A 19757-nucleotide genomic window follows, 5' to 3' on the forward strand; every position below is an offset into this window, starting at 1 on the left:
AGCGGCGGTGCAGCGCAAAAGATGCCGCTGCCGCATAAAACCTCATTTGCCTATCCGCTCTGTCCACAAACAAGGCAGTCGCGTTGCAGTGCGGCATGCACGGCTTGCACGTTTGTGTACAAACGGTATCGTCGCGGCGTCGAATTTTTCGCGATCGCATGATTTTGGGTTTGTCTCTTGGCTTTGTCTTGGGCTTGGGAACGAGGATGACGCAGACACTGATCCGCCTCACCGTGAACGGCAGGATCCACGAGGTCACGGCAGCGCGGGACACGCCGCTGCTCTATGTGCTGCGCAATGACCTCGCGCTGAACGGCCCGAAATACGGCTGCGGCTTGGGGGAATGCGGCACCTGTACTGTCCTGATCGACGGACTGGCGGCACGCTCCTGCGTGATTCCGGTGACCGGCTGCGCCGGCCGCGACATCGTGACGCTCGAAGGCCTAGGCACCCGCGACAAGCCCGACGTCGTGCAGCAGGCCTTCATCGACGAGCAGGCCGCACAATGCGGCTATTGTCTCAACGGCATGATCATGACCACCAAGGCGTTGCTCGCGATCAATCCGCGGCCGACCGAGCAGGAGGCGCTGGCGGCGCTGCGCTACAATCTTTGCCGCTGCGGCACACATGTCGAGATCCTCCGCGCGGTGATGCGCGCCTCTAGCCAGCTCACCGAGGCCGCAGATTGATGGCCTCCTATGTTTGGAACGGAGCTGAGCGCTCAGGTTCGCTCATCGTCGCCCGCAGCGTGGACGAGGTCACATCCGAGACCTTCGTCCGCATCACCGCGGACGGTTCGGTCACGGCCTATAACGGCCATGTCGATCTCGGCACCGGCATCCGCACTGCGCTGGGCCAGATCGTCGCCGAAGAGCTCGATGTGTCCTTTGCGCGCGTCGTCGTCGTGCTCGGCGACACGGCTGAGGTGCCGAACCAGGGCGCGACGATCGCGAGCGAAACCATCCAGATCACGGCCGTGCCGCTGCGCAAGGCCGCGGCGCAAGCCCGGCACTTTCTGATCGCGCGCGCGGCGGAACACCTGGACTTGCCCGAATCCGGGCTCAAGATCGAGGACGGACTCGTTCGCGGCCACGATAACCGCAGCGTCAGCTATGGCGAGCTCATCGGCGAGGAGGCGATCCGCCTCGAGCTGGCCGATGACGTGCAGCTCAAGCCGGTCGGCGATTACGCCATCGTCGGCCAGTCGGTGCCGCGCGTCGATCTACCTGCCAAAGCCACGGGCGAGCTGACCTTCGTGCACGACATCCGCGTGTCAGGCATGGTGCACGGACGCGTGGTGCGGCCGCCCTATGCCGGCGTCGATGCCGGGCCGTTCGTCGGCACCAGCCTGATCGCCGTGGACGAATCCTCCGTGCACGACATTCCTGGCCTTTTGGCCGTAGTGCGGATCGGCGATTTCGTCGGCGTGGTCGCCGAGCGCGAGGAGAATGCGATCCGTGCCGCAGAGCGGCTCAAGGCGAGCTGGAAGCCGACGCCTGATCTGACCGACCTCGCCGATGTCGAGACCGCGCTGCGCGCCAATCCATCGACACCGCGCACGCTGATCGACAGGGGCGACGTCGAAGCTGCGATCTCGGGCGCGGCCAAGCCGATGCAGCGCACTTACGTCTGGCCGTATCAGATGCACGCCTCGATCGGCCCCTCCTGCGCGGTTGCCGACTTCCAGGACGGGAATATCCGTGTCTGGTCGGGCACGCAGAATCCGCACGTGCTGCGCAGCGATCTGGCGCTGTTGATCGAGCGCCCCGAGAGCGAGATCGAGGTCGTCAGGCTGGAGGCCGCCGGCTGCTACGGCCGCAACTGCGCTGACGATGTCACCGCCGATGCGCTGCTGCTGTCGCGTGCCGTCGGCCGTCCGGTCCGCGTGCAGCTGACGCGCGAGCAGGAGCACGCCTGGGAGCCCAAGGGGACTGCGCAGCTTATCGACGTCAACGGCGGGCTCGACGCCGACGGAGGCATCGCGGCCTACGATCTCGCGACGCGCTATCCCTCGAACGCAGCGCCAACGCTGGCGCTGCTGCTCACTGGCCGCATCGCGCCCGATCCAACGGTGCTCCAGATGGGCGACCGCACCGCGATCCCGCCTTACGATTACGAGCACATGCGCGTCGTCGCCCACGACATGCCGCCGATCGTGCGTGCCTCCTGGTTTCGCGGCGTCTCGGCCCTGCCGAACACTTTTGCGCATGAATCCTATATCGACGAGGCCGCAACCGAAGCCGGCGTCGATCCCATCGAATATCGCCTGCGCTATCTGAAGGACCCGCGCGCGGTCGATCTGGTCAATGCGGTCGCCGAGCGCGCGGGCTGGATGCCGCGGCCGGTCCGCGAGGACAAGGACGGTGAGGTCGTGCACGGCCGCGGCTTTGCCTATGCGCTCTACGTGCACAGCAAGTTTCCCGGCTATGGCGCGGCGTGGTCGGCGTGGGTTGCCGACGTCGCGGTGAACAAGACGACCGGCGACGTCAGCGTGACGCGCGTCGTCGCCGGGCAGGATTCCGGATTGATGATCAACCCGGACGGCGTGCGCCACCAGATCCAGGGCAACGTCATCCAGTCCACCAGCCGCGCGCTGATGGAAGAGGTCTCGTTCGAGCGCGGCACGGTGGCCGCGCGCGAATGGGGCGCGTATCCGATCATCCCCTTCCCCGACGTTCCCAAGATCGACGTGCTGATGCTGCCGCGGCAGGATCAGCCGCCGCTCGGCGTCGGCGAGTCCGCCTCGGTGCCGAGCGCAGCCGCGATCGCGAACGCCATCTTCGATGCCACCGGCGTGCGCTTTCGCGAGCCACCGTTCACGCCTGAGCGAATCCTCAGGGGATTGCACGGCGAAGCACCGGCGACGCCGCAGTCCCTGCCCCTGCCCGCAGCCTCGCCTCCGTCTCGAATCTGGGAAAATCCGTTCGCCAAGCGCGCCGGCATCTTCGCAACGATTGCAGCCGTCTGCACGGCTGCGATCGGAATTGGCGCCGCGCTTCTGCCCGGGCGCGCGATCGCGCCGATCGCGCGGCCCGATCCGTCGGTCTATTCAGCGGCAACGATCGCGCGCGGAGAGCAGCTCGCCGCGCTCGGCAATTGCGCCGAGTGCCACACCGTCGTCGGCGGCGCACCAAATGCCGGCGGTCGCGCCTTGGAAACACCGTTCGGCACGATCTACGCGACCAACATCACGCCCGACGTCGAGACCGGGATCGGCGCCTGGTCCTACCCCGCCTTCGAGCGCGCCATGCGTGATGGCCTGCATCGCGACGGACGCCAGCTCTATCCCGCCTTCCCCTACACGCATTTTGCAAAGACTGGCGATGCCGATCTGCAGGCGCTCTACGCTTACCTGATGGCGCAGCCTGCGGTGCGCGCGTCAACGCCGGCCAACACGCTCGCCTTCCCGTTCAATCTGCGCCCGCTGCTGGCGGGCTGGAATGCGCTGTTCCACCGAACGCCCGACTTCAAGCCCGACCCCTCAAAGTCCGAGGCTTGGAATCGCGGTGCTTATCTGGTCGAGGGCCTCGGCCATTGCAGCGCCTGCCATTCGCCGCGCAACGCGCTCGGCGCCGAGCAACGCAACGCCTATCTCGCCGGCGGCTTCGCAGAGGGCTGGGAAGCGCCGTCGCTGACCTCGCTCTCGCACGCGCCGATCCCGTGGAGCGAGAATGAGCTGTACGCCTATTTGCGCACCGGCCATTCGCGTTACCACGGCGTCGCCGCCGGCCCGATGGCGCCTGTTGTCCGGGACCTCAAGGCGCTGCCCGACCAGGACATCCGTGCGATGGCGGTCTATCTCAACTCGTTCAATGACACTGCGGTCGACCAACAGGCGCAGGATGCGCTGGCCGCCAAGCTCGAAAATGCAACGCAAGTGACCGTCGCCTCCTCCGCCGGCGCGCGCCTCTATCAAGGCGCCTGCGCCGTCTGCCACGAGGTCGGCGGCCTGCCGCTGTTCGGCACCAGGCCTTCGCTCGCGCTCAACAGCAACCTGCACAGCGCCACGTCGGACAATCTGGTGCAAGTGATCCTGCACGGCGTCCCGGAGCCCGTCTCGAGCGATCTCGGCTACATGCCCGCGTTCAGGAACAGCATGAGCGACACCCAGATCGAGGAGCTCGTCAGCTTCCTGCGCCGGCAGTTCGCGCCGGACAAGCCGGCCTGGACCGGCGTGCGCGAGACGATCGCAAGGGTGCGGAGTTCAGCCCACTAGTGTCATAGCTCATGCAATTCCGTCATTCCGGGGCCCGAGCGTAGCGAGGGAGCCCGGAATCCATACCCACCAGCCGGGGTTATGGATTCCGGGCTCGCCGCTTCGCGTCGCCCCGGAATGACACTGACTGAAACGTCAGAGCGACAACTCTAACCGTGCTTCACCTCCACCGGCGGCGTGCCGTGGGTGTGAAAGGACTCGATCGTCTTCAATCCCCAGGCCTGGCCCTTCTTGCGCTCCTCCTCGGTCCACACGATCGGCTTCCAGTCGGGCGCGAGGATGAGGCGTGCGCCGGCATTGGCGACTTCGACGCGGTTGCCGCCGGGCTCGTAGACGTAAAGGAAGAAGGTCTGCTGGATCGCGTGCTTGTGCGGCCCGGTCTCGATGTGCACGCCATTCTCGAGAAAGATGTCGGCGGCGCGCAGGATCTCCTCGCGGCTGTCGAGCGCATAGGTGACGTGGTGGAAGCGGCCCGGCACGCCCGAGTGATCGAGGGAATAGGCGAAGTCGTAGCTTTTGTTCGACATCGTCAGCCACATCGCGGCCTCGCGGCCGTCGTTGAGCACGATCTGCTCGGTGAGGCGGCAACCGAGATAGGTCTCGAAGAACTCGCGGTTGGCCTTGATGTCGACGGCAAGGCAGTTGAGATGGTCTAGCCGCCGGACATTGACGCCGCGGGCGGGAAAGCGCTGCGCCTGGTTCTTCAGCGCAGGCTTGAGTTCGGGCGGCGCCTGATACCATTCGGTCTCGTAATAGAGCTCGACGATATGGCCATCGGGATCGCGGCAGCGGAACGTCGGCCCCTGCCCCATGTCGCCGTCGATCCAGCCAATGTCGAAGCCGGATCCCTTCAGCGCGGCGACGCGCCGCTCCAGCGCCTGCTGGCTGCGCGCACGCAGCGCCATGTGGCCCATGCCCGAGGTCTTCGATGCCGTGAGCTTGAGCGAATAGCGCTCGTAATCGTCCCAGCCGCGCAAATAGACCGACTCACCCTTCTGTCCGCTGACCGTCATGCCCATCACATCGACGAAGAATTTCAGGCTCTCGTCCGGCTTCGGCGTCAGCAGCTCCATGTGGCCGAGATGGGCGAGATCGAGGATCGGTTCGGGCTGCATGGTTTCCTCCTAGAGCATGGCTGCGATCCGCCTGTCCGGGCGGCGCAACTGAAACGCGCACGGCACAACGCGCGGGCGGGCCCTTGTGCGCGGTGCCGACAGTGACGGGCCTCATTTGTACTAATGTACAAATCATTAGGTCCCGTCAACAAAGCAACCAGCGTCGCTGCTGCGAACGGCGCCTGTCCGACCAATGGCGGTCCGCCGCCGGACGAAAGGGCCTGCTCGAATGGTAAACTTTTCCTGAAGGACCATCTCGGCCCCAAGGTCCGGAAATGCAGTATTTTCCCGGCAATTTCGCCCACGAGCAGCCATCGGCGACAAGTCTCCGGACCGAATTACCACGGATTTAACGGAGCGGGCGCGCCCGCCGTTTAACCGTTTGTGCAGCGACGGCCGGGCATAGTCCGGGCAAATCCCTCGCTCTTGCCAGGTTCATTCATCGTGACATCCTTTGGACGCGTGATTTCGGTTCGCGGATCGCTCGCCCGGGTCGGGCTTCTGGCGGAAAGCCGGATGCCGATCTCGGAGGTGCGGGCCACCGTCGGACGCTTCGTCAGCATCCGTTGCAGCAGTTCGGTCATCGTTGCGATGATCACGGAGGTCTCCTGCGAGAACCTGTCGGGCTCAGACAATTACATCGCGATCGCCTCGGTCGACCTGCTCGGCGAGATCCTCAATGCCGCGGACAAGGCCAAGTTTCAGCGCGGCGTCACCAACTATCCGACCATCGGCGATGCCGTCGACCTGATCACCAGCCAGGAGCTGCGCACGATCTACGCGCCGACCGGCTCGGACCAGATCAATGTCGGCTTCCTCCAGCAGGACCGCTCGGTCATCGCCTATGTCGACGTCGAGGAAATGCTGTCCAAGCATTTTGCGGTGCTCGGATCGACCGGCGTCGGTAAATCGACCGGCGTCTCGCTGCTGCTCAACGAGATCCTGAAAGCGCGGCCGAACCTGCGCATCTTCCTGCTCGACGTGCACAACGAATATGGCCGCTGCTTCGGCGACCGCGCGCTGGTGCTCAACCCGCGAAACCTGAAGCTGCCGTTCTGGCTGTTCAACTTCGAGGAAATCGTCGACGTGCTGTTCGGCGGCCGCGCCGGCGTGCCCGAGGAACTCGACATCCTCGCCGAGGTGATCCCGCTCGCCAAGGGCGTCTACACCCAATACCAGAACGCCGACCGCATCGGCCTCAAGCGCATCGATCCCAAGCAGATCGGCTACACCGTCGACACGCCGGTGCCCTATCGCCTGGTCGACCTGCTGTCGCTGATCGACGAGCGCATGGGCAAGCTCGAGAACCGCTCCTCGCGCATCATCTATCACAAGCTGATCTCGCGCATCGAGGCGGTGCGCAACGATCCGCGCTACGCCTTCATGTTCGACAACGCCAATGTCGGCGGCGACACCATGGCCGAGGTGATCAGCCATCTGTTCCGCCTGCCCGCCAACGGCAAGCCGATGACGGTGATGCAGCTGGCCGGCTTCCCGGCCGAGGTGATCGATTCCGTCGTATCCGTGCTGTGCCGCATGGCCTTCGACTTCGGCCTGTGGAGCGACGGCGTCTCGCCGCTGCTGTTCGTCTGCGAGGAGGCGCACCGCTATGCCTCCGCCGACCGCAACATCGGCTTCGGCCCGACCCGCAAGGCGGTGTCGCGCATCGCCAAGGAAGGCCGCAAATACGGCGTCTATCTCGGCCTCATCACCCAGCGCCCCGCCGAGCTCGACGCCACCATCATCTCCCAATGCAACACGCTGTTCACGATGCGCCTCGCCAACGACCGCGACCAGGCGCTGCTGCGCGCCGCGGTGTCGGATGCCGCCGCGAACCTGCTCTCCTTCGTTCCGTCGCTCGGCACCCGCGAGGTGCTGGCGTTCGGCGAAGGCGTGGCGCTGCCCACCCGCCTGCGCTTCAAGGAAGTGCCGCCGCACCAATTGCCGCGCGGCGAGGCCACCATCTCCAGCGTGCCGTCCGTCACCTCCGGTCACGACATGCATTTCGTCAGCGCCGTGCTCGAACGCTGGCGCGGCGCCACCTCGCAGCGCGACGTGCCGAACGATCCGGTGTTCTCGGCACCGCCGGCGAAAACCATGTCCAGCGTCGAAGCGCCGATGCTGCAGCCGTCGATGGGCCTCGACCCCGACCGCTTCTCGCTGTTGAAGAAGCCGCTGCGGTAAGGCCCCGCTCCATCCACATCGTCATTGCGAGCGTAGCGAAGCAATCCAGAGTCTTTCCGCCGGGGGATGGATTGCTTCGCTGCGCTCGCAATGTCGGAGGATGGAACGTCCTTCCCACCTGACACCTTTGTCGCGGCCACTTCGGGCAGGCAGATTGAGCCCGCCACCCGCATCGACTATGGTTCCCGCCCCAAGCCGGAATCCATGCCCATGACAAAGACCGCCGCGCAACGCTTTCCCGCCCCCGCTCTGGACACCCTGCCCGACGACATCCGTACGCGCCTCCTTGCCGTGCAGGAGAAGAGCGGCTTCGTGCCGAACGTATTCCTGACGCTGGCCTACCGCCCCGACGAGTTCCGCGCCTTCTTCGCCTATCACGACGCGCTGATGGAGAAGGACGGCGGCCTCACCAAGGCCGAGCGCGAGATGATCGTGGTGGCGACGTCGGCGGCGAACCAATGCCAATACTGCGTGATCGCCCATGGCGCGATCCTGCGCATCCGCGCCAAGAACCCGCTCATCGCCGACCAGGTCGCGATCAACTACCGCAAGGCCGACATCACGCCGCGGCAGAAGGCGATGCTCGATTTTGCCATGAAGGTCTCGGCTGACGCGCAGCGGATTTCGGAGGACGATTTCGCCGCGCTGGCGCCGCACGGCTTCAGCGACGACGACATCTGGGACATCGCCGCGATCTCCGCCTTCTTCGCGCTGTCGAACCGGCTGGCGAATTTCACGGGCATGCGGCCGAACGAGGAGTTCTATCTGATGGGCCGCCTGCCGAAGACATGATCGAGGCGCCATGACCGAGCTCGATTGGCACGAAATCCTGCTGCGCCTCGGCACGGCGACGCTCGCCGGCGGCGCGATCGGCCTCAACCGCGACCTGCACGGCAAGCCGATCGGGCTGAAGACGCTCGGCATTGTCGGTCTCTCCACCGCGAGCGTGGTTCTGCTCGCGCTGCAGCTCGCCGAACCGGCCAGGGTCGTCGACGCCGCCAGCCGTGTCATCCAGGGCATCCTCACCGGCATCGGCTTTCTCGGTGCTGGCGTCATCGTGCACCAAAGCACGGGGTTTCGCGTTCGGGGCCTCACCAGCGCCGCCTGCACTTTCCTTGCCGCCTGCCTCGGCATCGTCTGCGGCGCCGGACAGTGGAGGATCGTCGTCGTCGCCCTTGCGCTGGCCTTCGTCCTGCTGACGATCGGCCGCCGCCTCGAGCGCCGGCTTCATCGCATGCTTGGCGGCAAGGACGAGGCGCATGAGGTCGAAGGCGCCCCGGAAGAGCAGCACCGATAGCCGTCGGTTCGGCGGATTCGCCGTCAGCGCCGGCGGCCTGCGCGGTGCCAGTAGAACGCCGCAAGCCCAACCGGCAGCGAAAGAGCCAGCCACGACAGGCCGTCCCAGATCCCATCTCCGACGAGCGCCAGACCGAGCCCCACGGCGCAGACCAAGCCGACCAGGAGCGGCGCCCGGAACACGTCCCACACGCTTCTGTAGTGCCGGGCCAGGTTCGGAGCGTCCGCCTTGGACACGGGAGGACGCATGGGATCAGACACCGACTGCCGCGGTCCGCTCTGTGCGCAGCGGCTTGCGGACCGACGGCTTTCGCCTTTCCGCCCAGAGATAGATTCCGCTGACGAGAACGATGATCGTCATGATGTCGAGAACCGCCCAGACGATCTTCAACGGAAGCCCGCCGTAATCGCCGAAATGCAGCGGACGCGAGACCTGAAGCGTCTTCAGATACCACGGCACCTCGGGCGCCACGATCGTCTTGCCGTCATTGGCATCGACCAGCATCGGCTGAAGCATGCGCGCCGTGAAGGGCGTCGCTCCCTTGGTCCAGACAACGAGGTGCTGCGGGCTGCCGAAACGCGCCGCGGTCGGCATCGTCACCGAGGTGACGAGGCGATCCGGAAATCTGGTGCGGACGAGCTCGACGGCGGCTTGAACCGAAGGGATCGGAGCCACGGGCTTGCCCAGATGAGGCGCCAGCAAGACGGGGATGAGCTGCGCCCGCCACAGGTCGAACAACGGCGTCGCCAGCGTGTTGATCATGCCGGTGAGACCGACCACCAACGTCCACGTCAACGTGACGATGCCGAGGAGATTATGGGTATCGAGCCATTTGAGCCGGGGCGACGACCGCCGACGGATCGTCCCGAAATCCAGCCGCCGCATGAACGGCCAATAGACAACGACGCCGGAGATGATCGACACAGCGAACACCAGTCCCATCGCCCCGAGAAACAGCTCGCCGGGGAGCCCTGCGAACATGTCCTTGTGTATCCGCAGCACGATATCCATGACGTCCTGATGCGAGGCTTCCTCGCCGAGCATTTCGGCCGTTCGCGCATCGAACGTCAGGCGATGGAAGTTGCCCGGCGCCGGGACCGCGGTCGGAGAAACGGCCACAGTCACGAGTGGCTCGTTCTGCTTGAGATTGAGCAGCAGGACATACTGTCCGGGAAAACGCGCTTGCGCCGCCGCGATCATCCGGTCGAGCGACAGACGCGGCGTTCCTTCCGGCATCGCGGGCGCCGTGATCTCGTCCTCGAGCAGATCGTCGATCTCGTCGTGAAAGACCAACGGAAGTCCCGTCACGCACAGCATCAGCAGGAACAGCATGCACACGAGGGAGGTCCAGGTGTGAATGCGGGACCATAGCCGGATTGTGCGGGCCTGAACCATGGCGATCCTTACCAGCGATAGCTGACCGTGCCCGTGATGGTGCGCGGGCTGGTGTATTGGCAACCGCCATTCGTGGTGCACGCAACGGTGACGCGATCGGCGATGTTCTTCACGTTCAGCGCGAGGTTGACACCCTTGGGCTGCCGATAGTGCAGGCCCGCATCGAACACGACGTAGCCCTCGTTGACGATGGTGTTGGTGGTGTCGGCGAAGGTCGGCCCGTTGTAGCGGACGCCGCCGCCCAGCCCCCAGCCGTCCCATGTCCCGCCCTGGACCGTGTAGTCGAGATGGGCCGATGCCATCTGGCGGGCCACCAGCGTCGGCACCTTGCCGAGATCGGCGGCGGTGGTGGTTTGCGTCACCTTCACATCCTGGTTGGTGTAGGTGGCCACGAGGTTCAGTCCGGGCATGATCTGCGCCAGCGTCTCGAACTCGACGCCGCGCGAATTCACCTCGCCGAGCTGGACCGAGAAGCCGAGATGCGATGGATCGCTCGTGAGCGAGTTTTGCCGCGTCAAATCATAGAGCGCCAACGTCATCAGCAGGGTCCGCGACGGCTGGTACTTCACGCCGAGCTCGTGCTGCTGCGCGGTCGTCGGCTTGAACGGACTTCCCGCAAAATCCGTGCCCGGCGTCGGCAGGAACGATTCCGAATAGCTGTAATACGGCGCCACTCCGGAATCGAACACGTACGAGACCGCTCCGCGCTTGGTGAAGGCCGTGTCCTTGGTGTCGGTCGTCTTGTTGGTCGCCAAGGCGTAGGTGTTCTGTTCGGAGGCATCGTAGCGGCCGCCCAATGTAAGGATCCAGTTCTGGATCTTCATCTGGTCCTGCACATAGACGCCGACCTGATTGATCGTCTGGTTCGCCGAGGGGGTGACGAGCGCAGTCGGAGCCGCGATGGCTTGGTCGTAGACCGGATTGATCCTGCTGAGCGGCGGCGCATTTCCGGAATAGGTCCGGTCCGTCATGTTGAACGTCAGATAGTCGACGCCGGAGACCACCGTATGCTGAAGCGGCCCCGTGCCGAACTTGCTGATCAGGTGGTTGTCGGTCGAGAGGGTATCGACTTGCTCCTGGATGCGCATCGCGCGACGCGGAAAGACCGTGGCCGTATCGAGCGGGGTTCCGATGAACGTCAGATAGCGATAGTCGAGCTCGGTGTGGCCGTAGCGAGCCTTCGATTCGAAGATCAGATCGTTGCTGAAGCGATGCTCGAACTGGTAGCCGACACGCTCCTGCTCCTGATCGAACCTGTTGTAGCTGGGATCGCCAAGGAAAATCGGCAGCGCCGTGATGCCGGTGACCTTCCCGCCGCTCAGATGCGCCATCGACAACGGAAAGGCGTTGCCGGTCAGATCGTGCGTGTAGTCGGCGAGGATGGTCAGCGTGGTATCGTTGGTCGGCTTCCAGGTCACGGCGGGCGCGATATAGGTCCGGTTGTCCTTCACGAAATTCGAGAAATTGGCGATCTGCGCATCGGAATCCCTGAACACGCCGGTCAGCCTGTAAAGCAACGAGCCATCCTTGGTCGCAGGACCTCCGAAGTCGAATGCCCCCTGAAACCGATCGTAATTGCCGAACTGACCGACGATCTCGCCGAAGGCCTTGTCGGGCGGGCGCTTGCTGATGACGTCGACAAGACCGCCCGGCGCCCCCTGCCCGTACATGACGGAGCTCGGACCCTTGATGACGTCGATGCGCTCGAAGCCGTAGGGCTCGTTGCGGAACAGCGACAAGAAGGCGGGATCGCCGACCTCGCGAAGTCCATCGCGATAGGCGCCATAGCCATTGTTGTCGAAGCCGCGGATGTAGACGTTGTCGAAGCGGGGATCCTTGCCGCCGGGCTGGATGGAGAGACCTGCGACATACTGCAATCCTTCGACCAGTGTCGTGACCGAGCGCGCATCGAGCTGGTCGCGGCTGACGACGGAAACGGATTGCGGTGTCTCCAGAATCGGTACGTCGGACTTCATCGCAGCCGAGCTGACGACGGGTACAAACCCCCTCACCGGATCGGTACCGCGTTCCGCTGCAGCGGCAGCCGGCTGGGAAGCTGCTTGGACTGCCTGTCCTGCCGCACGCGATCGCGTCTGGCGGGCGCTCGCAGATCGCGAGTTGCGCGGTGTGGTGACCTGGCGCTTGCTCGGGCGGCTTTGCTCGACCACGACGGGAGGAAGAACCGATGCCCCGCTCGCGCTCTGAGCCTGCGCGTCTTGGCCGAAGGCGATGGCGGAAGGAAGCGCGACAAGACCGCACAACATCGACACGCGCCCGCGCTTCGTTGCGCGTGCGTCAAACACCAATTCCAGCATTCCCAGTCCCCGAACTTTCGGGAACGACCATGCAGAGACTCCGAGCGCACAATCAAAGTGTTTCGGACGTTCGCGTCGTAGAATCTATGTAGACTGGATCCGTTCTAATGAAATGACGTCGGCATCTCGCACGCGTCTTCCGCGGCCTGCATGATTTCCGGACGTCGACTCGTCGCGCTCGGCGCATGGCCGGGCTGCCGCGGCACGATCTAGAATCGCAACCGCCGGCCCCAAAACGGCTTCAGCAGTTCGAGCGCCGTGAGCACCAATAGTCCAGCGCCGAGCGTGATCATCAAATCGTCAAGATGCAGGGGACCGAAGCGAAAGAGACCGGACGCCGGCGGCCAGAACAAGGCTGTGGCGAGAACAAGCGCAATCAAAAGGAATATCCAGAGCAATGCCGCGTTCGGACGGAAGAACGCAGACAAGAAGGATGCGCTGAAGGATCGGTTGACCAGCACCAGCGCGAGCACGCAAACGACGAGCGCAATGAATGCGAGGGTGCGGGCCTCATCGGGCGGAAGCCCGGAACGAAGCGCTGCGACGAAGATCACCGCGATCAAGGCGAAGGCCATCGCGCCCTGCAGGACGCTCCAGGCGATCAGGGGCCACGAGAACAGCTCCGCATCGGCACGCCGCGGCGGACGCTTCATGACGTCGCGCTCCTCGCGCTCGGCTTCGAAAACCAGCGAGCAGACGGGATCGATGATCAGCTCCAGAAAGGCGATGTGAACCGGGCCGAGCACCAGCGGCAGCCCAAGCAGCAGGGGAAGCAGCGCAAGACCCGCGATCGGCACGTGAACGGCGAAGATGAAGGCCATGGCCTTGCGCAGATTGTCGTAGATCCGGCGTCCGAGGCGGATGGATGCGACGATGGAGCTGAAATCGTCGTCGAGCAGGACGATCGAGGATGCCTCGCGGGCGACGTCGGTGCCGCGGCCACCCATCGCGATCCCGATATGGGCGGCCTTCAGCGACGGCGCGTCGTTGACGCCGTCCCCCGTCATCGCAACGATCTCGCCGCCGCGCTTCAGCGCCTGCACGATCCGCAGCTTCTGCTCCGGCAGAACCCGCGCGAAGACGTTCACCTTCCTGACGAGTGCCTCGAGCTCGGTGTCGTCAGCGAGCATGATCTGCTCCCCGGTCACGACCTCATTGACGTCGAGCCCGGCTTGCCCGGCAATCGCCATGGCGGTCGCCGGATAGTCGCCCGTGATCATGACGACGCGGATGCCGGCCGAACGGCATTCGCGAACCGCCTCCGGAACGTGAGGCCGCAACGGATCCGCGAGTCCGACCAGGCCAACGAGGCGAAATACGAAAGCCTCCTGGGATGTCGGCAGGGAAGTGTCATCACACGCGGCAACCGCCATCCCCAGCACGCGAAGCCCGTTCTTCGCCATGGCCCCGACGGCAGCTTGCACGGCCTCCCGATCGGCCTCGTTCAGCCTGCACAGCCGCGCAATCGCTTCCGGCGCGCCCTTGGCGCATGCGATGAGATCCGCCGCTGCGGATGTCCGCCAAACCTGGGTCATGGCGAGCAGCTCGGGGCGCAGACCATAGGTACGCACCAGCGTCCGCCCGCCATCCATCGCGTCTCCGTCTCGCAAGGCATCACGCGCGAACGCGTGCAGCGCCTTCTCCATCGGATCGAACGGCTCCGGAGAGCTTGCGAGCGCCCCGCAGCGCGCCAGCTCGGCGAATTCGGGCCCGACGTGATCCTTTCCGGCCGCCTCCGCACACAGGCGCGCGCCGTCGAGCAGCCGCAGCTCGGCGACCGACATCTGGTTCTGCGTCAGCGTCCCGGTCTTGTCGGTGCACAGGACTGTCGCCGAGCCGAGGACCTCGATGGCGGCGGCTCGCCGCGTCAGGACACGAGCCTGCGAAATCCGCCACGCGCCCATGGCCATGAACACCGTGAGCACGACGCCAAATTCTTCCGGAAGCATCGACATGCCGATGGCGACGCCTGCCAGCAGTGCCTGCAGCCAATCGCCGCGCGAGACGCCGTAGAGCACAATCGCGGCCAGGCTGATGATGGCGCCGCCGAGAAAGCAGAGCCGCACCAGCCTTGCGGTCTGTTGCTGAAGCCGCGGCGGCTCGGCCTGCAGGCCGCGAAGCGACAGCCCGATCTTCCCGATCTCGCTGCGCGCCCCGGTGGCCTCGACCAGCGCCAGCCCCTCGCCGCGCACGACGAGCGAACCGGAATACACGAATGGCTGATCCTCGCCGCCGGGCCGGTGACCGGCCTCGGTGACCTTGTCGGCCGTCTTCTTGCGAACGGGCATCGACTCGCCGGTCAGCAGGGACTCGTCGATCTGCAAGTCCCGCGCCTCGACGAGCGCGGCGTCGGCGGGGACGCGATCGCCTTCACCGAGGACGAGAAGGTCGCCCTGCACGACCTCGCGGCCGGCAATGCGCCGACGTGCACCATCGCGCACCACCAGCGCACGCGGGCTGGTCAGGTCACGCAAGGCTTCCAGCACGCGCTCGGTCCGGGTCTCCTGCACCACCGTGATCACGATGGACATCGCCCCGAACGCCAGCAGGATCAGCGCCTCCTTGAGATCGCCGAGCACGAGATAGATCAGCCCGCCGCAAAGCAGCAGCAGGAGCATCGGCTCGCGCAGCACTTCAACCACGATGCGCAGGGGACTGCGTCGTTCCGGCCGAGGCAATTCGTTGGGGCCGTCCGCCGCAAGCCTCGCCCGGGCCTCGGTCTCGCTCAGGCCGGCCGAACTGCGGCGTTCCGTCTCGCTCACGATTTCCGCCGCAGGCTCCAGAAGCTGCCGGCACCGACGATTGCGGTGGCGAGCAGGACTGCGACGAAGGTCTGGATGATGGTGAAATTTAGCGCGTCACGCGCGACGAACAGCGCCGTGATCGCGCCGGCGAGGACAAAGAGGATGCGAAAGATGACGCTCATGGCCGTGCCTCCAAAATCTGCATGACTTGGAGCCCGGGCCCTCGGCATCGGGGCACAACGCTGTCTCTGCAACCATGCAGGCAGACCTTAGCCGGTCGGGCCGACGCAGATTTGCGACAGGTCAAGGCTGCCGTCGCAATCGCCGGTCAACAGGTGCGACGCGATGTCCACCTGGCAGCGCGCAGCCGCGCTCACGGCTGCGCAGCGCTATGCCGCTAGCGCTTCGCCATCAACTCGAGCGCCGGAGCAAAGCGCTCCGCGAACGTCAACGTCTTGGCGTGGTGGACTGCGGCAAAGGATGCAGAGATTCCCGCCGAAGCGACCGCGAGCAAGGCAACTACGAAAGCCAGACGGCGCATGTTCGCCTCCTGTGTGAGCTCGACTACCCCATAGAAATGGGACGGCTCTGTTTCAGGACGGTGTCGTGGGCGCGGAAATTGATTTCGCTCAAGCGGCTGTGATGAGATCCGGCTTATCTGGGGGCATTCCGTAACCATCTAACAAGGGTCGACGTGTTTTGGAGCGCCGGCCGTGTTGGGAATTCCGTATCCGCGACCGCGATTCCAGGCACTGCGGCGACAAGCAACATTCGCTGGAATGGGGAGTCATCGAGGACTACGCAAATGAAGATCGTGATCCAGAAGCTCAATGGCCTGTGGCACCTCATCGTTGGATCGAGCCAGATCCGAACGCCGTTCCAGGACACCCAGGACCGTGCGCTGGTGGTCACTTACGCCCGCCGCGCCTACCCCGGCGCCAGGATCTTCCAGCGCGACTGACGTAGATACACCTAATCGTCGTCCGCCGGGCCGCACCAGCCGGGCAGATAGATCGCATTCTTGCTTCTGGCCGCGGCCATCGCCTTCTCGATCGCCTTGTCGAAATCGGCCTCCACCGCCTTGCGCGAGACCTGCCGGCGCAGGAAGTCGGCCCACAGGAATTCGGAGAATGGCGTGGTGTCCTTGGCGAAGCCGCCCATGCGGCGCAATTCGCCGGCAAGGCTGCGGAATGGATCGTCCTTCAAGTCGGCGACCGATTTCGGCAGGTCGCGGAACGACCGCCGCTCGCCCTTGGCGTCGTAAGGATAGACCCAGCGCTTGTTGTCCATGACGCCCCAGAAGGCCTCGCGCTCCACCATCCTGAGGTCGCCCACGATGGTCACCAGCACCTCCTTGACGCCTTCATCGTGCAGCGCGCGGCCGAGGTGATGATGGTCGATCACGTAGTAACGTGCATCGGGGCCGTAAACGACGGGGATCATGTGCTTGCCGAGCAGATCCGCCTGCTTCTTCTTGTCATGCTCGCGCCAGCGCTTCCGCTTCTCCTTGACCTCGCGCATGCCGACCGTCATCTGCGTCGGCCGGAGCGACAGGATCGGAACCGGATGCACTCTCGGCTCGCGCGCGTTGGTCGTGGTCATGATCGAAGTCCCTCGGATGGATGCAACTAGCGGTTCGGGTTCCCGCGACTATGCCATGGGCCCCACGGCGGCAAAATCCGTTCGGAGCCCGCGCAGATCACAAGTCGATACCGATCGGACGAAGGACGACCTCAACGGCTGTCGCTGTGCCCGCATTGCAGCGCAACGCGCGGATCACGGGCGCGACGGCCGGTTTCCAGATCGCTGCGCACCGGCCCGTGCACAAATGGTACGAACGCACGAATACACGCGGGCATTGAGAAGTTTTTCTGCAACGCGCGCCTCACCTATGCTATCTAAATTGCTGCTTCGGAGTGATCCCCGCCCCATGAACAACCAGCGGCCCATAAGCTCTGATGAGGAGCACCGGGTGCTCCAGTTCAGGCCGCGCACCCCGCCTTCCCCAAGGGTCCAGCGCGGCGATGCCAGCGTGCAGCCGCTGCGCGCCACGCCCGAACGGCTGGACCTGTCGCGCTACGAGCAGCCGCGCGCCGAGCCCGATAATTTCCGCCAGCGCATGCTTGCCAATATCGCGGCGCTCGCCTTCACCATCGCGCTGACCGCGATCGGGATCTGGCTCGCGGTCAGCATCGCCGACCTGCGCCGGACTCAGGATTGCGTGCTGATGGGCCGCCGCGACTGCGCCAAGATCACGACACCGCACATTTAGGACCGGCCCGGCGCGGACCTCGCGGCGGAAGGGTCCCAGCCGGCATCCCCAGCCCCGTCCGTTGCTGTCCCCCGGGGCCTGCCCGGCTCCATTGAACTCAGGGCGGCGCTCCGATATACGGGCTTTCGACCCGGCCAGAGGGGGGTTTGAGGGCGTCATCAGGGGCGCGATGCCCAGCCACCGTGCCACTCTGGACAATCTGACAAATACCTGCAATATATCAAAGGCTTAGTGATGTCCTCCACATTCGATCAGGTCGCCACGATCATCGCTGAAACCTGCGACATCCCGCGCGACACGATCACGCCGGATAGTCATGCCATCGATGACCTCGGCATCGACAGCCTCGATTTCCTCGATATCGCTTTTGCGATCGACAAGCAGTTCGGCATCAAGCTGCCGCTGGAGAAGTGGACTCAGGAGGTCAACGACGGCAAGGCGACCACCGAGCAATATTTCGTGCTGAAGAACCTGTGCGCCCGCATCGACGAACTGGTTGCGGCCAAGGGCGCGAGCGCCTAAGGGCGCAGTCATGCAACTCGAATACTTCCACATGATCGATCGCATCGTCGACCTCAAGGTCGACGAGAAGACGATCGTCGTCGAAGCGCAGGTCCCGCAGGAAAGCACCATTTTCGAGGGGCACTTCCCCGGTTATCCCCTGATGCCCGGCGTGCTCCTGATCGAATCGATGGCGCAGGCCTCGGGCTGGCTTCAACTCGGCGTGTTCAGGTTCGAACGCATGCCGATCCTGGCCGCCGTGAAGGAGGCCAAGGTCCGCGGCTCGGTCTTCCCGGGCGACCTCATGAGCATCGAGGCGAGCCTCACCCATGAAGGCTCCGGCTATGCCATGACCGAAGCCAAGATCAGGGTCGGCGGCAAGCTGCGCGCCAATTCCGCGCTCACCTTCACGTTGATCCCCTTCCCCAATGCGGATATGCGCGGATACATGGCGAAGGTCGCCGAGCGCGTCGGGTTTCCGCAACAGGTCCTATCGCAATGACTAACACCGCTTCGAGGCCCGGCCAGACCGAGGTCTGGATCACCGGCATTGGGCTCGCCACCTCGCTCGGCGAGGGCCTCGACGCCAACTGGGCCGCGCTTGCTGAGAAGCGCATCAATGTCGACGAGAAGGTCTTTGCGCCCTACATCGTGCATCCCTTGATGCCGGTATCCTTCGACAGCCAGATTCCGAAGAAGGGCGACCAGCGCCAGATGGAAGCCTGGCAGCGCATCGGCACCTATGCCGCCGGTCTTGCGCTCGATTCCGCCGGCATCAAAGGCAACAAGGACATCCTGTCGAAGATCGACATGGTCGTCGCCGCCGGCGGCGGCGAGCGCGACATCAACGTCGACAGCGGCATTCTCACCGCCGAGGCCAAGGGCGCCAACGCGCCGGGCTTCCTCAACGAGCGGCTGATGAGCGATCTCAGGCCGACGCTGTTCCTGGCCCAGCTCTCCAACCTGCTCGCCGGCAACATCGCCATCGTGCACGGCTTGGGAGGCACCTCGCGCACCTTCATGGGCGAAGAGGTCGCCGGCGCCGATGCCGCCCGCATCGCGCTCGCGCGCATCGCCTCTGGCGAGAGCGACATCGCGCTGGTCGGCGGCTCGCACAATGGCGAGCGCAAGGACTTGCTCGTCCTCTACGAATTCGGCGACTTCAACCTGAAGGACAAGTTCGCGCCCGTCTGGGCGCGCAAGGACCATCCCGGCTTCGCGCTCGGCTCGGCCGGCGCCTTCCTGGTGCTGGAGTCGAAGGCGCATGCGGAAGCGCGCGGCGCCAAGCCGTTCGCAAAGCTGTCGAGCGTCGTTGCAGACCTCGCCAAACGCAAGCAGCCCGGAGACATGACCGCGACGCTCGAGAAGCTGTGGGCCAAGCTGCCCAGGCGCGAGGGCAAGGGCGCGATCATCACCGGGGCGACCGGCGCGGAGCCCGCGACCTCGGACGAGCGCGACTTCCTGAAGAGCCATGCCGACTTTCCGGTGCGCTCGACCGGCACGGTGTTCGGCCACGCCATGGAAACGCAATTTCCGCTCGGCATTGCCCTCGCCGCACTGTCGATCTCGCGCGGCGCGCTGTTCCCGCCGAATGATTCCACGGGGACCGAGATTGAAATGCAGGGCGCGCCCACCCAGATCGTGGTGGTGGGAGCCGGACACTGGCGCGGCGAAGGCATGGCGCTGGTCGAGGCGGTTTAACCAGCTCAAGCGGGGAT

General features: G+C 65.0%; 18 protein-coding genes. 10 read left to right on the plus strand and 8 right to left on the minus strand.

Annotation, left to right across the window (positions count from 1 at the left end; all coding sequences use genetic code 11):
* The first annotated feature begins 206 nt into the window (after positions 1-206).
* Both XI05_RS16470 and XI05_RS16475 read left to right on the plus strand, forming a co-directional pair.
* A complete protein-coding gene (locus tag XI05_RS16470; protein ID WP_271503398.1) occupies positions 207-689 on the plus strand; it encodes a (2Fe-2S)-binding protein in 483 nt (160 codons plus the stop codon).
* Positions 689-4216: a molybdopterin cofactor-binding domain-containing protein gene (locus XI05_RS16475; protein WP_271503403.1), complete on the plus strand. Its 3528-nt coding sequence runs from the start codon at positions 689-691 to the stop codon at positions 4214-4216. The genes XI05_RS16470 and XI05_RS16475 overlap by 1 nt, the downstream gene beginning before the upstream one ends.
* A gap of 149 nt (positions 4217-4365) precedes the next feature.
* Here XI05_RS16475 and XI05_RS16480 read toward each other — a convergent pair whose 3' ends face one another.
* Positions 4366-5331: a catechol 2,3-dioxygenase gene (locus XI05_RS16480; RefSeq protein ID WP_271503406.1), complete on the minus strand. Its 966-nt coding sequence runs from the start codon at positions 5329-5331 to the stop codon at positions 4366-4368.
* 444 nt (positions 5332-5775) lie between these two features.
* Between XI05_RS16480 and XI05_RS16485 the strand changes: the two genes are divergently transcribed.
* The 3 genes from XI05_RS16485 (at position 5776) to XI05_RS16495 (ending at position 8812) form a co-directional block, all read left to right on the plus strand.
* Positions 5776-7515, plus strand: coding sequence for an ATP-binding protein (locus XI05_RS16485; protein ID WP_172786243.1), 1740 nt, complete (start codon positions 5776-5778; stop codon positions 7513-7515).
* A 210-nt stretch (positions 7516-7725) separates the two neighbouring features.
* Positions 7726-8307: a peroxidase-related enzyme gene (locus XI05_RS16490; RefSeq protein ID WP_212257377.1), complete on the plus strand. Its 582-nt coding sequence runs from the start codon at positions 7726-7728 to the stop codon at positions 8305-8307.
* Positions 8308-8317: 10 nt separating this feature from the next.
* Entirely contained in the window at positions 8318-8812 is a 495-nt protein-coding gene (locus tag XI05_RS16495; protein ID WP_271503409.1) for an MgtC/SapB family protein, read from the plus strand.
* 23 nt (positions 8813-8835) lie between these two features.
* Here XI05_RS16495 and XI05_RS16500 read toward each other — a convergent pair whose 3' ends face one another.
* From XI05_RS16500 to XI05_RS16525, 6 genes are all read right to left on the minus strand, one after another.
* Entirely contained in the window at positions 8836-9060 is a 225-nt protein-coding gene (locus tag XI05_RS16500) for a hypothetical protein (protein ID WP_271503413.1), read from the minus strand.
* A gap of 4 nt (positions 9061-9064) precedes the next feature.
* Positions 9065-10207 (minus strand): PepSY-associated TM helix domain-containing protein, encoded by a 1143-nt coding sequence (locus tag XI05_RS16505; RefSeq protein ID WP_271503415.1) that lies wholly within the window; start codon positions 10205-10207, stop codon positions 9065-9067.
* An 8-nt stretch (positions 10208-10215) separates the two neighbouring features.
* Positions 10216-12183, minus strand: coding sequence for a TonB-dependent siderophore receptor (locus tag XI05_RS16510; protein ID WP_271503418.1), 1968 nt, complete (start codon positions 12181-12183; stop codon positions 10216-10218).
* Between the two features lie 548 nt (positions 12184-12731).
* Positions 12732-15284 carry a cation-translocating P-type ATPase gene (locus tag XI05_RS16515; protein ID WP_271503421.1) on the minus strand — a complete coding sequence of 851 codons (2553 nt, stop codon included), beginning with the start codon at positions 15282-15284 and terminating at the stop codon, positions 12732-12734.
* Positions 15281-15448: a hypothetical protein gene (locus tag XI05_RS16520; RefSeq protein WP_271503424.1), complete on the minus strand. Its 168-nt coding sequence runs from the start codon at positions 15446-15448 to the stop codon at positions 15281-15283. Before XI05_RS16520 ends, XI05_RS16515 begins: the two co-directional genes overlap by 4 nt.
* 215 nt (positions 15449-15663) lie before the next feature.
* On the minus strand, positions 15664-15807 hold the full coding sequence (locus XI05_RS16525; RefSeq protein WP_198399654.1) for a hypothetical protein: 144 nt from the start codon (positions 15805-15807) through the stop codon (positions 15664-15666).
* Positions 15808-16071: 264 nt separating this feature from the next.
* Here XI05_RS16525 and XI05_RS16530 point away from each other — a divergent pair, with 264 nt between their 5' ends.
* A complete protein-coding gene (locus XI05_RS16530; RefSeq protein ID WP_271503427.1) occupies positions 16072-16227 on the plus strand; it encodes a hypothetical protein in 156 nt (51 codons plus the stop codon).
* An 11-nt stretch (positions 16228-16238) separates the two neighbouring features.
* On the opposite strand, the gene XI05_RS16535 is transcribed toward XI05_RS16530, so the two are convergent.
* Complete coding sequence (locus tag XI05_RS16535) at positions 16239-16868, minus strand: ParB-like protein (protein ID WP_271503430.1); 630 nt, start codon at positions 16866-16868, stop codon at positions 16239-16241.
* 328 nt (positions 16869-17196) lie between these two features.
* On the opposite strand from XI05_RS16535, the gene XI05_RS16540 reads away from it, so the two are divergent.
* The 4 genes from XI05_RS16540 to XI05_RS16555 all read left to right on the plus strand — a co-directional run bounded on the left by XI05_RS16540 (position 17197) and on the right by XI05_RS16555 (position 19740).
* The gene (locus XI05_RS16540; protein WP_271503433.1) at positions 17197-17538 is read left to right on the plus strand and encodes a hypothetical protein; all 342 of its coding nucleotides are present in this window, start codon (positions 17197-17199) and stop codon (positions 17536-17538) included.
* Between the two features lie 234 nt (positions 17539-17772).
* The gene (locus XI05_RS16545; protein ID WP_007592476.1) at positions 17773-18060 is read left to right on the plus strand and encodes an acyl carrier protein; all 288 of its coding nucleotides are present in this window, start codon (positions 17773-17775) and stop codon (positions 18058-18060) included.
* A gap of 10 nt (positions 18061-18070) precedes the next feature.
* A complete protein-coding gene (locus tag XI05_RS16550; protein ID WP_172788110.1) occupies positions 18071-18541 on the plus strand; it encodes a 3-hydroxyacyl-ACP dehydratase FabZ family protein in 471 nt (156 codons plus the stop codon).
* On the plus strand, positions 18538-19740 hold the full coding sequence (locus XI05_RS16555; protein WP_271503435.1) for a beta-ketoacyl-ACP synthase: 1203 nt from the start codon (positions 18538-18540) through the stop codon (positions 19738-19740). The genes XI05_RS16550 and XI05_RS16555 overlap by 4 nt, the downstream gene beginning before the upstream one ends.
* Positions 19741-19757: the final 17 nt, after the last annotated feature.

Source organism: Bradyrhizobium sp. CCBAU 11357 (genome assembly GCF_028128865.1).
Taxonomy (GTDB): domain Bacteria; phylum Pseudomonadota; class Alphaproteobacteria; order Rhizobiales; family Xanthobacteraceae; genus Bradyrhizobium.